The sequence below is a fragment of the Plantactinospora sp. ZYX-F-223 genome (assembly GCF_039649625.1).
Classification (GTDB): domain Bacteria; phylum Actinomycetota; class Actinomycetes; order Mycobacteriales; family Micromonosporaceae; genus Plantactinospora.
This window is the reverse complement of record NZ_JBDJAV010000029.1, coordinates 89,103-104,560: the sequence shown is the minus strand read 5'-3', so window position 1 is coordinate 104,560 and position 15,458 is coordinate 89,103. Positions and strand designations below refer to the sequence as shown.

At 71.5% G+C, this 15,458-nt stretch carries 13 protein-coding genes and 2 pseudogenes; 5 read left to right on the top strand and 10 right to left on the bottom strand.

Translation table 11 applies throughout. The features are described from left to right. The first annotated feature begins 25 nt into the window (after nt 1–25). Nucleotides 26–2,209, top strand: a complete 2,184-nt coding sequence (locus AAH979_RS27370; RefSeq protein WP_346260994.1) for a DUF6055 domain-containing protein — start codon at nt 26–28, stop codon at nt 2,207–2,209. Nucleotides 2,210–2,376: 167 nt separating this feature from the next. On the opposite strand, the gene AAH979_RS27365 is transcribed toward AAH979_RS27370, so the two are convergent. From AAH979_RS27365 to AAH979_RS27355, 3 genes are all read right to left on the bottom strand, one after another. Next, on the bottom strand, nt 2,377–2,718 hold the full coding sequence (locus tag AAH979_RS27365) for an MmcQ/YjbR family DNA-binding protein (RefSeq protein ID WP_346260993.1): 342 nt from the start codon (nt 2,716–2,718) through the stop codon (nt 2,377–2,379). A gap of 75 nt (nt 2,719–2,793) precedes the next feature. Then, the gene (locus tag AAH979_RS27360; RefSeq protein ID WP_346261019.1) at nt 2,794–3,531 is read right to left on the bottom strand and encodes a sugar phosphate isomerase/epimerase; all 738 of its coding nucleotides are present in this window, start codon (nt 3,529–3,531) and stop codon (nt 2,794–2,796) included. A gap of 147 nt (nt 3,532–3,678) precedes the next feature. Further along, entirely contained in the window at nt 3,679–4,644 is a 966-nt protein-coding gene (locus tag AAH979_RS27355; RefSeq protein ID WP_346260992.1) for a Ppx/GppA phosphatase family protein, read from the bottom strand. Nucleotides 4,645–4,724: 80 nt separating this feature from the next. On the opposite strand from AAH979_RS27355, the gene AAH979_RS27350 reads away from it, so the two are divergent. Continuing rightward, the gene (locus AAH979_RS27350) at nt 4,725–5,624 is read left to right on the top strand and encodes a hypothetical protein (RefSeq protein ID WP_346261018.1); all 900 of its coding nucleotides are present in this window, start codon (nt 4,725–4,727) and stop codon (nt 5,622–5,624) included. Between the two features lie 38 nt (nt 5,625–5,662). Here AAH979_RS27350 and AAH979_RS27345 read toward each other — a convergent pair whose 3' ends face one another. Beyond that, nucleotides 5,663–6,346, bottom strand: coding sequence for a response regulator transcription factor (locus AAH979_RS27345; RefSeq protein ID WP_101369394.1), 684 nt, complete (start codon nt 6,344–6,346; stop codon nt 5,663–5,665). Between the two features lie 32 nt (nt 6,347–6,378). Next, nucleotides 6,379–7,662, bottom strand: coding sequence for an ATP-binding protein (locus AAH979_RS27340; RefSeq protein WP_346260991.1), 1,284 nt, complete (start codon nt 7,660–7,662; stop codon nt 6,379–6,381). Between the two features lie 218 nt (nt 7,663–7,880). Here AAH979_RS27340 and phoU point away from each other — a divergent pair, with 218 nt between their 5' ends. Further along, entirely contained in the window at nt 7,881–8,528 is a 648-nt protein-coding gene (gene phoU, locus AAH979_RS27335; protein WP_346260990.1) for a phosphate signaling complex protein PhoU, read from the top strand. 58 nt (nt 8,529–8,586) lie between these two features. On the opposite strand, the gene AAH979_RS27330 is transcribed toward phoU, so the two are convergent. Next, nucleotides 8,587–9,354: a phosphoglyceromutase gene (locus tag AAH979_RS27330; protein WP_346261017.1), complete on the bottom strand. Its 768-nt coding sequence runs from the start codon at nt 9,352–9,354 to the stop codon at nt 8,587–8,589. 187 nt (nt 9,355–9,541) lie between these two features. Here AAH979_RS27330 and AAH979_RS27325 point away from each other — a divergent pair, with 187 nt between their 5' ends. Further along, nucleotides 9,542–10,879, top strand: coding sequence for an MFS transporter (locus AAH979_RS27325; RefSeq protein ID WP_346260989.1), 1,338 nt, complete (start codon nt 9,542–9,544; stop codon nt 10,877–10,879). 175 nt (nt 10,880–11,054) lie between these two features. Beyond that, nucleotides 11,055–11,636, top strand: coding sequence for a M23 family metallopeptidase (locus AAH979_RS27320; RefSeq protein WP_346260988.1), 582 nt, complete (start codon nt 11,055–11,057; stop codon nt 11,634–11,636). Between the two features lie 429 nt (nt 11,637–12,065). Here the strand turns inward: AAH979_RS27320 and AAH979_RS27315 are convergent. The 4 genes and pseudogenes from AAH979_RS27315 to mshA all read right to left on the bottom strand — a co-directional run. Then, nucleotides 12,066–12,608: pseudogene (locus AAH979_RS27315) on the bottom strand (hypothetical protein); the annotation flags it as partial. Between the two features lie 42 nt (nt 12,609–12,650). Next, nucleotides 12,651–13,127 (bottom strand): annotated as a pseudogene (locus tag AAH979_RS27310) (histone H1-like repetitive region-containing protein); the annotation flags it as partial. Nucleotides 13,128–13,384: 257 nt separating this feature from the next. Then, on the bottom strand, nt 13,385–13,909 hold the full coding sequence (locus AAH979_RS27305) for a YbjN domain-containing protein (RefSeq protein WP_318400105.1): 525 nt from the start codon (nt 13,907–13,909) through the stop codon (nt 13,385–13,387). A 40-nt stretch (nt 13,910–13,949) separates the two neighbouring features. After that, nucleotides 13,950–15,323, bottom strand: coding sequence for a D-inositol-3-phosphate glycosyltransferase (mshA, locus tag AAH979_RS27300; RefSeq protein ID WP_346260987.1), 1,374 nt, complete (start codon nt 15,321–15,323; stop codon nt 13,950–13,952). Between the last annotated feature and the right edge of the window lie 135 nt (nt 15,324–15,458).

Sequence of the window (15,458 nt, the reverse complement as noted above, 5' to 3'; positions counted from 1 at the left end):
GCCCCGGACACGTAGGGATGCGACGATGAAACCTCGATCCGCATGGCGTCGCTGGCTGGCCGCGTTCGCACTGGTCGCAGCCAGTACGACGACGCTGGTCGCGCCGCAACTGGCGCCGGCCGCCGAAGCGGCGGCCAAGACGGTCTGGATTCCGGAGCGTTGGCAGAGCACCGGCGAGGTGCCCTGGGCGTCGAACCGCACCAGGGAGTCAGCCAACTTCATCCTGCTCTGGGGGGAGAAGTCCGGCACCAACCCGCTCACCGCGCCCGGCGAGTACCGGTTCGACCCGGACAACATCCTCAGCCAGCTCGAAAACCTGTACTCGTTCTACGTGAACACGATGCGGTTCACGCCGGAGACCGGGCTGCTGGCCCAGCACAAGATCATCGTGATCGTCACGCGTACCTGGAACCGGACTGCGCTCGACGCCTGGGCGACCGGCGGCTCCACCGACGGCCGAGTCGGTGTCATCAACATCGCACCCGGTGCCGCGCAGCCCGGCTCATGGGGCCTGGCGCACGAGCTGGGGCACGTGATGCAGAACTACACATTCCTCGGCCGCTCCGGCATGGGCTTCACGCACGCCTCGGCCGGCACCTTCTGGGAGGCCAGCGCCGAGTTCATGGCAATGCAGGTCTACCCGCGCGGCGGCGCCGGTGACCTCACCCGCTGGCTGCGTACCGAGAACCTGTACTACTCCTCGTCCCGGCACCACTACGGCGCCTGGATGCTGCTGCAGTACATCAAGGACCGCGACGGCATCGAGATGTTCAACCGGATCTGGAACGAGGCCCGCAACACCGAACACCCGCTGGAGGTGTACCGGCGGATCTCCGGCATCGACCAGGCCGAACTCAACCGGCGCATCGGCGAGTACGCCCAGCACAACGTCACCTGGGACTACTCCAACCGCGCCGACTTCATGCCGTTCATCAACAGCGTCTACGGCGCCGGTTTCCTCAACGCCTACAAGGGCGTACCGGTCGAGGCGGTCAACGCGGGCGCCCGGCACTACCGCATCTCCGACGCGATGGCGCCGTCCGACTACGGCTACAGCAAGATCCAGCTCGTGCCGGACAGCGACGGCGCGCTGATCCGACTGCACCTGAAGGGTCACGCGGAGACCGGCGCCACCGGCTGGACGTTCGGGTTCGTCGCGGTACGCAACGGCACACCCAGGTACGGGCCACTGACCCAGGGCACCTCCGGCCAGCTCAGCTTCCAGACCCAGCCCGGTGAGCGCGAGGTCTTCCTGGTCGTCACCGGCACCCCGGCCAGCAGTGTGCCGAAGTACGCGTTCCTCGACGGCTGGCCGAAGAACCGCCGCTACCCGTACGAGTTCCGTATTTCCGGTGCGATTCCGTCCGGCCACGAGCCCGGCTACCAGAAGCCGGCCGCCACCAACGGCGGGCGCTGGCACTCCAACGGCGGCGGCTGGGTCGCCGGCAACGCGAACGTGGCCTCGACCGCGTACGTCGGGCCGCGCGCCGCCGTCTACAGTGGATCGGTCACCGGCAACGCCCGGATCGAGGATCTGGCCTGGGTCAACGGCGGCACCGTCAACGGAAACGCGGTCGTCAAGGGCAACGCGATCATCCACGGCGGGGTGACCATCGGCGGCAGCGCGGTGGTCGGCGGCGACGCCGAACCACCGGCCGGGCCGACCGGAGGCAACTGCTCGTCGGGCACGTACCTGATGTTCAACCCGAGCCGGAGCTGCGACGGCGGCGGCGGTGAGGCGGACGTCAACCCGCCGCACGGCACGTTCAGCTCTGACGAACTCGCCATCACGGGCGGGACCGATCCCACCACCCCGCCGCCCACCGCCACCCCGACACCGACCACCCCGACACCGACGACGCCACCGGCCAGTACGCCGCCGCCGGGTGGCACGGCCGCCTGCCGGGTGGCGTACGCGGCCAACTCCTGGAACAACGGGTTCACCGGCGACGTGACAGTCACCAACACCGGCACCAGCGCCGTCAACGGCTGGACGCTGAGCTTCTCGTTCCCGACCGGTCAGCAGGTCACCAACAGCTGGAACGCCACGGTGACGCAGAGCGGATCGACGGTGACCGCCCGGAACGCGGCCCACAACGGCTCGATCCCACCGAACGGCACCGCCTCGTTTGGCTTCCAGGGCACCCACGGCGGCACCAACCAGCCGCCCACCGGCTGGACCCTGAACGGCTCCCTCTGCACCACCTGACGGCCTGCCGGGGTGGGGCACGATTGTCGCCCCACCCCGGCAGACCGGGCTGCGGCGGGACGGGATGCTTCGCTACGGTGCCGAACCGCCGAACCGCTGAACTCCACCGGCTGACCGGCGTCACCCGGGTCGCGCTGCCACCGCGGCTGGGCGACTGACGGCGCCGGTCAGCCGCCCAGCCGCTGCCGGGCCAGGAACTTGGGCACCACCATCCGCCACGCCTCGGTGACCAGCTCGGTCATCTGGTCGTGGTCGAGCCGGTCCAGCCGGCAGCAGACCCAGTTGAACCGCAGGTCGGACTCGCCCGGCAGGAAGAACAGCTCCGGGTCGCTGGCGACCAGGGCCGCGCGTTCCTCCTTGGGGAAGCCGAAACCCATCGTCGTCTCGTCGCGGGAGAAGGCGACGTAGACGATCGCCCCGACCCGGAACTTCACCCGGTCGCGGATCAGGTGCTCGCTGCTGCGGGGCAGCGTCCGGGCCAGCGCCCGTACCTCGGCTACGGTCACCATCCGCCGATGGTATTGACCGGCACCGACAATCCGGCCGGTCGAGGCGGGTGGACCGGCCCGCGTGCCGGCTGTCGATCAGCGGGCGTCGACCGGGGTCGGCGCGGCCAGGTGCTGGCGGGCGAACTCCAGCGCCGCCCGCAGGTCGCTCTCCCGGTCGGCGCGGCTGCGGGCCCGCCGGGTGGAGACCTCCACCGCGACCGAGCCGGTGAAGCCCCGCCCGGCGAGCGAGGTCAGCAGCTCGGCGCAGGGCTGGGTGCCCCGGCCGGGCACCAGGTGCTCGTCCCGGCCCTCACCAGTGCCGTCGCCGAGGTGTACGTGCGCCAGCCCGGCCCCCATCTTGTCGGCCATCTCCAGCGCGTCGCTGTGCGAGGCGGCGCAGTGCGACAGGTCCAGGGTGTAGGCGGGGTAACCGGTGTCGGTCGGGTTCCACCCCGGCATGTAGGGGACGAACTCCCGACCGGCCATCCGGACCGGGTACATGTTCTCCACCGCGAACCGGATCCCCGGGTGGTCGTCGCCGAGCTTGCCCAACCCGTCGACGAACGAGCGGGCGTACTCCCGCTGCCAGGTGAAGGGCGGGTGCACCACCACGGTCGACGCCTCCAGGGTCTCGGCCAGCACCGCCGAGCGACGCAGCCGCTCCCACGGGTCGGAACTCCAGACCCGCTGGGTGACCAGCAGGCAGGGCGAGTGCACCGAGAGCACCGGTACCCCGTAGTGCCGGGCCAGGCCGCTCAGCGCTCCGGCGTCCTGGCTCACCGCGTCGGTCCAGACCATCACCTCGACGCCGTCGTAGCCGAGCGCCGCCGCCATCTCGAAGGCGGCCGCGGTCGGCTCGGGGAAGACCGAGGAACTGGACAGCAGTACGCGGGTGGTCACGGTCTCAGGGTAGCCCGGCCCGGCACATCGCACCCGTTCGCGGATCGAGCACAAAGCCCCAGCGGCAGACAAAACCGCAGCTCAGACCGGCTCTCGCGGACCCTGGGCCGGCTCCAGCAGATCGAGCCGGCGCAGGATCACACCCTCCCGGAGCGCCCACGGGCAGATGTCCAGGTTCTCCACCCCGAGCCGGCGCATCGCCGCCTCGGCCACGATCGCCCCGGCCAGCAACTGGTGGGCCCGACGCGCGCTGACCCCTTCGAGTTCGGCGAGTTTGCTCGGCGGGATGTGCCGGATGAAGCCGATCACCTGCCGCAGCCCGGTCTGGGAGAGGCCGCGTGGTGCCCAGAGCCCGTCCGACGACGGCGCCGCCCCGGCCAGCCGGGCCAGGGTCCGGAACGTCTTGCTGGTGGCGGCGACCCGGTCCCAGCCGACCTCGACGGTGTCGTCGACCACGGTCTCCAGCATCTCCTCGACGTACGCCTCCAGCTTGGCCACCGCCGCCGCCGACGGGGTGTGGTTGCTGTCCGGCCCCACGTCCAGCCACTCCCGGGTGAGCCGGCCGGCGCCGAGCGGCAGCGAGTGGGCGAACTCGGGTTCCTCGTCGATGCCGGCCGCCAGCTCCAGCGAACCGCCGCCGATGTCCAGCACCAGCAGCCGACCGGCGGACCAACCGAACCACCGGCGTACGGCGAGGAAGGTCATCCGGGCCTCGTCGGCACCGGAGAGCACCTGGAGGAGTACCCCGGTCTCGGCCCGGACCCGGGTCAGCACCTCCGGCGCGTTGGTGGCGTCCCGGACCGCGGAGGTCGCGAAGGCCAGCAGGTCGTCGGCGGTCAGCCGGGCCGCGGCCATCTTCGCCTCGTTCACCGCCTCGACCAGCGCGTCCGCCCCGGCGACCGTCAACTCCCCGTCCCGGCCGATCTGCTCGGCGAGCCGGATCACCGCCTTTTCGGAGTGTGCCGGCCAGGGATGGGCGCCGTGGTGCGCGTCCACGACCAGAAGGTGCACGGTGTTGGAACCGACATCAAGCACGCCGAGCCGCATGGGAAAGACACTAGACGCAGGTCGCGGGCGGATAGCGGGCGTAGGCTGATCGGGTGGCAACAGCACGCAACCAGCTCCGGATCCTGGTGGACGACCCCGCCGACCCCCGCAGCCGGGAGGTCCCGCTCGACTTCCCCCGGGAGTGGCTCGAATTCGCCGACCCCGCCGACCCCGAGCACCTGGTCCGGGCCGACCTGACCTGGCTGCTCTCCCGGTGGACCTGCGTCTTCGGCCAGACCTGCCACGGCATCATCGCCGGCCGGGCCGCCGACGGCTGCTGCTCGCACGGCGCGTTCTTCACCGACGCCGACGACGAGAAGCGGGTCCGGTCGGCGGTCAAGCGGCTCACCCCGCAGACCTGGCAGCACTACCGGCGAGGCTTCAAGAACTACACCGAGATGGACTCGGTGGACGGCGAGACCCCGGCCCGGCGTACGGCGACCCGGAGCGAGGAGGCGCCGTGCGTCTTCCTCAACGACGCCGACTTCCCCGGCGGGGGCGGCTGCGCGTTGCACGCCCAGGCGCTGCGCGACGGCGTACACCCGCTGGAATACAAGCCGGACGTCTGCTGGCAACTGCCGGTACGCCGGGACCAGGACTGGGTCAAGCGCCCGGACGGGACGAAGGTGCTGGTGTCGACGCTGGGCGAGTTCGACCGGCGCGGCTGGGGCGCGGGTGGGCACGACCTCGACTGGTGGTGCACCTCGTCGCCGGAGGCGCACGTCGGCACCGAGCCGATGTACCTGTCGTACGAGCCGGAACTGACCGCGCTGATCGGCAAGCCGGCGTACGCGAAACTGGCCGAACTCTGCGCCGAGCGGGAGCGGCGCGGCCTGGTGGCGACGCATCCGGCGACCGCCGGAGCCGACCCGGTGCTGGACCGTCCCGAGGAGGGCGGCCGGGAGCCGGCCAGCCCGAAGGCCGCCAGCGCCGGCCGGCGGCCGGCGCCGCAGCGGAGGCCGCGCGGCACGCCCCGCTGACCGGGCGAACGCTCCGGCCTACGGCTCGAACTCGCGGCCTACGGCTCGAACTTGTAGCCCAGGCCCCGGACGGTGACGATGAAGCGCGGTGCGGACGGCTCCGGCTCGACCTTCGAGCGCAGCCGCTTCACGTGTACGTCGAGGGTCTTGGTGTCGCCGACGTAGTCCGCGCCCCAGACCCGGTCGATCAACTGCCCCCGGGTGAGCACCCGCCCGGCGTTGCGGAGCAGCAGCTCCAGCAGCTCGAACTCCTTCAGCGGAAGCTGCACCGGGGAGCCGTCGACGGTGACCACGTGCCGTTCGATGTCCATCCGGACCGGACCGGCGGTCAGCGTCGGGGTGCCCGGCTCGACCGTCTCGTTGCCGCGCCGGCGCAGTACCGCCCGGACCCGGGCGACCAGTTCACGCGGCGAGTACGGCTTGGTCACGTAGTCGTCGGCGCCGATCTCCAGCCCGACCACCTTGTCGATCTCGCTGTCCCGGGCGGTGACCATGATGATCGGCACCTGGGAACGTTGCCGGAGCTGCCGGCACACCTCGGTACCGGACATCTCCGGCAGCATCAGGTCGAGCAGCACGATGTCCGCGCCGGTGCGGTCGAACTCGGTCAGCGCTGCCGTGCCGGTCGCCGCGGCCGAGACCTCGAATCCTTCCTTGCGCAGCAGGTAGGAGAGGGCGTCGGAAAACGACTCCTCATCCTCGACCACGAGTACGCGGGCCACGGACTTTCCTCTCTGTGTCGGTCCGCTCGGAACTATCCGAACGAGCCGGTCTCGATCTCAACTGACGGGGCTGGCGGTAGGAAGGCGTCCGGCGGACGCGCGGGAAGCCGGAGGGTGAACGTCGAGCCACCACCAAGAGTGCTGGACACCTCGACCCGGCCGCCATGGTTGGTGGCGATGTGTTTGACGATCGCCAGGCCGAGCCCGGTCCCGCCGGTCTGCCGTGACCGGGCCTGGTCCGCCCGGTAGAAGCGCTCGAAGATCCGGCCCACGTCGTCCGGGGCGATCCCGATGCCCTGGTCGGTGACGGCGATCTCGATGTGCTCGCCGGTGCTCTTGATCGCCACCGTGACCTGCGTCCGCTCCGCGGAGTACGCGATCGCGTTCTCCACCAGGTTGCTGACCGCGGTGGCGATCTGGCTGTCGCTGCCGTAGACGGTCAGGTCCCGCTCGCCCTCGACCACCACGGTGATCTCCCGGGCGGTCGCGGCGGTACGGGTCCGGTCGACCACCTCGGCGGTGACCCAGTCCAGCGCGACCGGCTCCGGCGCGGGCAGCGGCTCCGCGCCCTGCAACCGGGTGAGTTCGAGCAGCTCGTTGACGAGCTTGCCGAGCCGGGTGGACTCGTGCTGGATCCGCTCGGCGAACCGGCGGGCCGCCGCCATGTCCTCGGAGGGGTCCAGCGTCCCGTTTCCGGCGGTCTGGTCGGTGGCGTCCAGCAGCGCCTCGGCGAGCAGTTGCAGCGCACCGATCGGGGTCTTCAGCTCGTGGCTGACGTTGGCCACGAAGTCCCGGCGGACCCGGGCGACCCGGTGCGACTCGGTCACGTCGGCCGCCTCGACCGCGATGTAACCGGAGCCCAGGCCCATCGCCCGCAGGTGCACGCCGAGCGGGTCGGACATGCCCCCCTCGCGGCCCCGGGGCAGGTCCAGCTCGACCTCGCGGCGCACTCCGGTGCGCCGCACCTGGCCGGCCAGGGTACGGATGATCGGGTGCGCGGCAACCGTGCCCGGGGTACTGCCGACCCGGAGCAGTCCCATCGCCCGGGCGGCCGGGTTCACCAGGACCGGGACGTCGTGGGCGTCGAGGACGACCACGCCGACCCGGAGGGAGTCGAGGCTCTTGCGGCCGAGTCCCGGCAGCCCGCCGGCCTGCTCGTCAGTGCCTATCGCCGGCCTCCTGTTACTGCGTGTCCCGCCTCGTCCGGTCGTGGTGCGCCCGGCCGAGAACCATCCGGCGACCCGGTGGCGGAGCGGACCGAAGGACAGGCCGAGGCCGAGCCCGACGAGCACGCCCGCGACCACCCCCCATTCCACGCGGCGATCGTAGGGTCATCGTTAACCTATCGACCAGGCAAAATTGGGCGAATCACGCGTGCATCCGAGAATGTTCACCCGCCGGCCCAGTGCCGTTCACGAATGTTCACCCCGGCGCCGCCGGATCCCCCTACCGTGGTCCGGACCGACACCTGTAGCACCGTCCGTGCGCAACCCGCCACGGTCGGCGAAACCGCCACTCCCCGCAGGACGTGATCATGCGCGACGAATTCCGGATCGACCTGAACATCGTGAGCCAGTTGCTGGTGGACATGGCCGAGGCGATCCGGGCCGCCATGCGCCAGGCCACCCGGGCGCTGCTCACCGCCGACCGGTCGGCCGCCGAGACCGTGATCGAACGGGACGCGGAGATCGACTCCCTCTATCGGCAGGTCGAGGAGCGGGTCTGCGACCTGCTGGCCCGGCAGGCGCCAGTCGCCTCCGACCTGCGCGCCCTGATCACCGCCCTGCACGTCGCCGCCGACCTGGAGCGGATGGGCGACCTCGCCGACCACGTCGCCAAGACGGCCGTACGCCGGCACCCGTCGCCCGCCGTACCGGCCGAGCTGCGCCCGGTCTTCACCGAGATGGCCGGGGTGGCGGACCGGATCGCCGACAAGATCGCGAATGTGCTCTCCAAGCCCGACGCCGACCTCGCCGCCGAGCTGGACCGGGACGACGACGCCATGGACGACCTGCACCGGCAGCTCTTCGCGGTGGTGCTCGCCGACGAGTGGCCGTACGGGGTGGAGACCGCCATCGACGCGACCCTGCTCGGCCGCTTCTACGAGCGGTACGCCGACCACGCGGTGAACGCCGGCCGCCGGGTCGTCTACCTGGTCACCGGCGAGACCGTCACCGACTGAGTCCGGACACGTCGAGGCCCCTTCCCAGGACCAGGAAGGGGCCTCGGCGTCGTGCGGCTCAGCGGCCCTGGTTGGCGACCGCGGCGGCGGCCTCCTTGGCGGCGTCGGGGTCGAGGTACGCCCCGCCGGTCACCAGCGGGCGCATCGACCGGTCGAGGTCGTAGCGCAGCGGGATGCCGGTCGGGATGTTGAGCTTGGCGATCGCCTCGTCGGAGATGCCGTCCAGGTGCTTGACCAGCGCCCGCAGCGAGTTGCCGTGCGCGGCGACCAGCACGGTGCGACCGGCCAGGATGTCCGGCACGATCGAGTCGAACCAGTACGGCAGCATCCGGTCGACGACGTCCTTCAGGCACTCCGTCTTCGGCATCAGCTCGGGCGGGAGCAGGGCGTAACGCGGGTCCCCGACCTGGGACCACTCGTCGCCGTCCGCGATCGGCGGCGGCGGGGTGTCGTACGACCGGCGCCAGAGCATGAACTGCTCCTCGCCGTACTCGGCCAGGGTCTGCTTCTTGTCCTTGCCCTGGAGCGCGCCGTAGTGCCGCTCGTTGAGCCGCCACGAGCGGCGTACCGCGATCCAGTGCCGGTCGGCGGCGTTCAGCGCCAGCTCGGCGGTGCGGATCGCCCGGCGGAGCACGCTGGTGTGCAGCACGTCGGGCAGCAGGTTGTGCTCGCGCAGCAGCTCGCCACCGCGCCGGGCCTCGCTCTCACCCTTGGCCGTGAGGTCCACGTCGACCCAGCCGGTGAAGAGGTTCTTGGCGTTCCAGTCGCTCTCGCCGTGCCGGAGCAGCACCAACGTGCCCACCGCGGCGCCCTCGCCTGCCACCACGGTTTCCTCCGGCCGATCACTCGTGCTCGCAGTCATGCAACTCATCCTGCCGGACCCGCCCGACCGTCATGCGGCGACCCGGGGTGACGACCGACACGTGGAAAACGGGATGACCAGGCCGGACCCGCCGCACTAGCTTCGTAAGGCGTTTGAGGATATGCGGTCATTACAAGTACGGGGGCGGCGGATGCGGACGGTCGGGAAGTGGTTCCAGGACACCACCGGCGGTCTACCCCGGACCTTCTGGTACCTCTGGGCCGGCACGCTGATCAACCGGCTCGGCTCCTTCGTCCTCGTCTTCCTGGCCATCTACCTGACCACCGAGCGGGGCTTCTCCGAGTTCCAGGCCGGGATCGTGCTCGGCCTCTGGGGCGCCGGGGGTGCGGTCGGCACCCTCACCGGCGGGATCCTCGCCGACCGGTGGGGCCGGCGGCCCACCCTGCTCACCGCGCACCTGGGCGCGGCGGCGATGATGCTGGCCCTGGGGCTGGCCCGGGAGCTGTGGCTGGTCGGGCTCGGCGCGCTGCTGCTCGGGATGTTCGCCGAGGCGGCCCGGCCGGCCTTCGGCGCGATGATGGTCGACGTCGTACCGGAACGGGACCGGCTGCGCGCCTTCACCCTGAACTACTGGGCGATCAACCTCGGCTTCGCCTCCGCCGCGATCCTGGCCGGGCTGGCCGCCGAGGCGAGCTACCTGCTGCTCTTCGTGGTCGACGCGGTGACCACGGTCACCACCGCGCTGATCATCTTTCTGCGGGTGGGCGAGACCCGGCGGGTCCGGGTCGACTCGGCCGGGCTGGCCGCCCCGCACCGGGGCGGGCTGGGCAGCGCGCTCCGCGACCGGGTCTTCGTCGGTTTCGTGGCGCTGAACATCCTGCTGGCCCTGGTCTTCATGCAGCACATCTCGATGCTGCCGATCGCGATGGGCCAGGACGGACTGTCGCCGTCGACGTACGGGTCGGTGATCGCGGTCAACGGGGTGCTGATCGTGGCCGGGCAGCTCTTCGTACCGCGACTGATCCGGGGGCGGGGCCGGTCCCGGGTACTGGCGCTGGCCGCGCTGATCGTCGGGGTCGGCTTCGGGCTGACCGCCTTCGCGGACGCGGCCTGGTTCTACGTACTCACCGTGCTGATCTGGACCCTCGGCGAGATGCTCAACTCGCCGTCCAACTCCACGCTGATCGCCGAACTGTCCCCGGCGGCACTGCGCGGTCGCTACCAGGGACTCTTCTCGCTCTCCTGGTCGGTGGCGACGTTCGCCGCCCCGGTCGCCGGAGGCTTCGTGCGGGAACAGTTCGGCAACGCGGCGCTCTGGCTGGGCTGCGCGGCGCTCGGCGGCGTGGTGGCGGTGGCCCACCTGCTCTCCGGACCGGCCCGGGAACGGCGGGTCAGGGCACTCCGTACGGCCGAGACCGGCGCGGCGGGGCTGGCGGCCGGGGCGACGGGACCGGAGCCCGGCGCGGCGAGGGGACCGGAGCCCGGCGGGGCGGGCTCGACCCGGCGGTCGGCCGTGGCCCGCGCCTGAGCTACGGACATTCCTCGACGGCAGGCGCGGATTGGCGAGGAGTTACCCTGTGGGGCTGGCTGGCCATCGCCCTCGCCATCGGCCTGCGGGTGGTGCTGCGGCGGATGCTCGGCACGGGGCGGGACGCCGGGTCGCCGGTCGAGGTCGATCCCCGGTCCGCGGCCGCTGGTCGGCATTGAACAGCCCGGCCAGCAAGGTACCCAGCCACGGCGTACGCGCCTACGGCCAGGCGTACGCGATCGACCTGGTCGCGGAACCGGTGGGCCGGCCGCGCCCGGGCTTCGGCTGGTGGCCGCTGGCCCGGCGCAACCGGGACTTTCCGGCCTTCGGGGCACCGCTGCTGGCGGTCGCCGACGGCACCGTGGTCCGGGCCGTCGGCCGCAACCGCGACCACCTCAGCCGCAACTCGTACCCGGCCCTGCTCTACCTGGTTTTCGAGGGGCTGTTCCGGGAGATCGTCGGCCCCGGCCAGATCCTCAGCAACCACCTGATCCTGGACCTCGGCGACGGCCGGCACGCCGCGTACGCGCACCTGCGCCGGGGTTCGCTGCTCGTCCGGGCGGGAGACCGGGTCCGAACCGGTCAGCCGGTGGCGGAGCGCGGGAATTCCGGCAACTCCTCCGAACCACATGTCCACTTCCAATTGATGGACAATCCGGATCTCGACGTCGCCCGGGGAATTCCGTTCACCTGGTGGGGAATCGGCGTACCGGCCAACGGAGAGGTCTTCTCGGTCGAGGCCGCGACGACGCGGTAGCGGGAGAGGATTTCGCGGCCGGCTGGATCGAGTCGAGTCTGGCCCGGGAGGGTTCGCCGTCGAGGAGGTGTGGGGCGGCGGCTCGGCGGACCGGCACGCCGGACGGGATGGACCGGCGGCGGCGGGCGACGTTCACCCCCGTAAACGTCGCCCGCACACACCGCCGGTTACAGGTGGCGGCGCCGTCCCCCAACGGCTTCCCTGCCACCCGTCCCCCAGCGCCAGTGCCCGGTGCACAGATCTGCGCGATCTGCCGTTCCCCCGAACGCATCCGAGCGTGGCGCGTGCAATAACGTTAGTTGTCGCCGGATGACCGACACAAGCTGGTGACTCTGTCTCGCCCATCACACCCAAGGGCGATCGATATCCGACGCCTCGTAGTGCAACGCCCCAGGTGGTCTGGGGTATTCCCGGTCCACCTACCGGAATTCAGCCGTCTTCGCGCATCGGCGATTCGGTACGGAAGAAGTTGCTCTGCCGACCGTCGGAAAGCTGCTCCTGGTAAATGAAATTCAGTTGGCGTAGGTCGAAGGTGTGGAACCACTCGTCCCAGCTGACCGGCTTCAGTCGTCCGCCTTCCCGCCAACCGGGGAAGTCAAACGTCAGTACGCCGAGCCGACCCTCGCGTTCGGTGCCCTCGATCGTCGCCGGTTGGGCGTTCCGGCCCTCGGCCCAGCGCCGGATCACGTCGTGGTCCCGGGTCACCAGGCTCCGCCCCGGGCGCTCCGGGGTGTCCTGCGGTGAGGAGATCGGCTGGGCGTACTTCAGCGACCTCGACTGACCACCGCCGTTGGAGGTCGACTTCCCGGCCCCGTTCGCCTTCCGGACCGGCGCGGCGGTCGACTTCCGCGCTCCGGTCGTCTTGCGAGCGGCGGCGGTGCTCTTCCCGGCGGTCGTACCCTTCCGGGCGCCGGTCGCCTTGCCCGGGCCCGTGGCGCGGGCGCCGGTCGCCTTGCCCGGGCCGGTCGCCCGTGCCCCGGTCGCCTTGCCCGGGCCGGTCGCGCGGGCTCCGGGCGCCTTCCGGGCCGGCGCGGTACCGGTCCGCTGGGCGGCGCTCGTCGTCCGGGCAGAGGTAACGGCCTTGCGGGCCGGTGCCTTCCGGGCGGCGGACACCGTCTTGCGGGCGGGTGCCTTCTTCGCGGGGGCCTTGCGGGCGGGTGCCTTCTTCGCGGTGGCCCGCTTGGCCGGCGCCTTCTTCGCGGTGGCCCGCTTGGCCGGCGCCTTCTTCGCGGGGGCCCGCTTGGCGGGCGCCTTCTTCGCGGTCGTCTTCCGGGCCGGCGCCTTCTTCGCGGTCACCCGGGCGGTGCTGGCCTTGCGGGCCGGTGCCTTCTTAGCCGCGACCGTACGGGACGGCGCCTTCTTCGCGGCGGCCCGCTTGGCCGGCGCCTTCTTCGCGCTCGTCCGCTTGCTCGGCGCCGTCGTGGCCTTCCGGCCCGTCCCGCCCCGGCTCTCGGCTTTCAACGTCCGGACCAGGCTCTTCACCAGGTCCATCTTGCGCAGCGCGGATATGCCTGAAACACCGCGTTTTCTGAGCTGTCCCCGGATGTCGTCGACCTTCATCAAGCTGATCTTGCGCTCGTTGATGTCGCCCGTGCTGCTGCTGGATCGGCGCTTCGTCGCGGTCGCGGTTGCGCCGCGACCGGAACTGTTCCGCTGAGCCATGAGATCCTCACGCTCCCTCTGACAGTCTGTCTCGGCAGGCGGCGCGGCCATCGCCACATCCTGGTGCCGCCGCCGGGGCATACCCGTCAGGGGCGGTCCAAACCCGAGTTTTCCGTCGCCGAACGCTCGAAGAGGTGCGCGAACGCTCGCAGGTTCGCCAACGACTCGCCCCGGCTGACCCGCCACTCCCACTCCCGGCGGATCGCCGTACCGAACCCGATCTCCAGCATGGTGTCGAACGACTCGTCCGCGTACGTCAGCACGGAGCCGAAGAGCCGATCCAGCTCCTCCTCGGTCACCCCGGCCAGGCCCACCCGGCCGGTCAGGTAGACGTCACCGACCGCGTCGACGGAGAACGCCACCCCGTACATCCGGGCGTTGCGCTGCAACAGCCAGGTGAAGAGCTCCTCGCGCCGTTCGTCCGGTTGGCGCATCACGAACGCCTCGATCCGCAGCGAATGCTCCCCGACGATCAGGTTGCAGACCGTCTTGAGCTTGTGCGTGCCCGGCAGGGTGACCGCGTACGAGTACTCGCCGGTCGGCTCGCAGGCCAGTTCCCGGTCGGCACAGACCGCCTCGATCAGCCGACCGATCTCCGCCCGAGACTCCATCTTCCCGTCCACCTTCCCGTCCGGGCCGTGGCAGGCGTGTTCAGCAGGTCGCCAGCGGGAGCGTCGCCGTGCCGTCCGCCAGCTCGGAGGCGAGCCGGTCGCGGTACTCCGCCACCGCCTCACGGTAGACCGCGAGCAGCCCGCTGGCGGTACGGGCCCAGGAGAAGGCGCGGGCGTGCTCGACCGCACCCCGGGACAGCTCCGCGCGGCGCAGCGGTGCGGCCAGCAGGCCGCCGAGCACCCGGGCCCAGTCGCGCGGGTGGTGCCCGTCGACGAGTACGCCGCTGCTGCCGTCCCGGACGGCGGTGACCAGACCGCCCACCGCGGCGGCGACCACCGGGGTACCGCAGGCCTGTGCCTCCAGGGCGACCAGGCCGAACGACTCGTTGTGCGAGGGCACCGCCACCAGGTCGGCGGCCCGGTAGAGCGCCGGCAGGTCGTCGCCGGTCTGCGGCGGCAGGAACCGCACCGCGTCGCCGACGCCGAGCTTGGCGGCGAGTTCGATCAGCGCGGTCGGCCGGTCCAGGCCGGTGCCGCTCGGCCCGCCCGCGATCACCACGGTGACCGTCCCGGCGATCCCGGGCTGCCAGCTCCACAGCTCGGCGAGCGCGTGCAGCAGCACGTCCGGCGCCTTCAGCGGCTGGATCCGGCCGACGAAGGCGACGATCGTGCCCCGCTCGGGCAGCCCCAACCGGCGACGCGCGGCGAGCCGGGCGGCCTCCTCCCGACCGGGCGGGGACGGGGTGAAGCGGTCCAGGTCGACGCCGGGGCGGACCACTTCGACCCGTTCCGGGTCCGCGTCGTACCGGGAGATCAGGTCCCGCGCCTCGACCGTGGTGTTCGCGACCAGCCGGTCGGCCTCGGCCACCACCTGCTCCTCGCCGATCACCCGCGCCTTCGGCTCGGGCCGGTCGCCCTCGGCGAGCCGGGCGTTCTTCACCTTGGCCAGGGTGTGCGCGGTGTGCACCAGCGGCACCCCCCAGCGCTCCTTGGCCAGCCAGCCCACCTGACCGGAGAGCCAGTAGTGCGAGTGGATGAGGTCGTAGAAGCCGGGCGGGCGGGCGGCCTCGGCCCGCAGTACGCCGGCGGTGAACGCGCAGAGCTGGCCGGGCAGCTCCTCCTTGGCCAGTCCCTCGAACGGGCCGGACGTGACATGCCGGACCGTCACTCCGGGGGCCATCTCGACCACCGGCGGCAGGTCGCTGGAGGTGGCCCGGGTGAAGATCTCGACCTCGACGCCGGCCTCGGCCAGCCGCCGGGATACCTCGACGATGTAGACGTTCATCCCACCGGCGTCACCGGTGCCGGGTTGGTGCAGCGGCGAGGTGTGCACGGAAAGGGTCGCGATGCGTCGTGGCGTCGGCCACGGCTGGATACCTCGTTGCCGGGCTACCCCGGTGTGCAGTTCCGCCACGTTCGCTCCTTCTGTCAACGTGTTACGCCGTCCCGCACGACCGGGTCACCTCACAGAGCAACCACCGTGTTGCGTGTCATCTTCCCGATCGGGCGAGGGCCAATCGTCCGGGTGCCCGAGGAGGTGACCGACCTC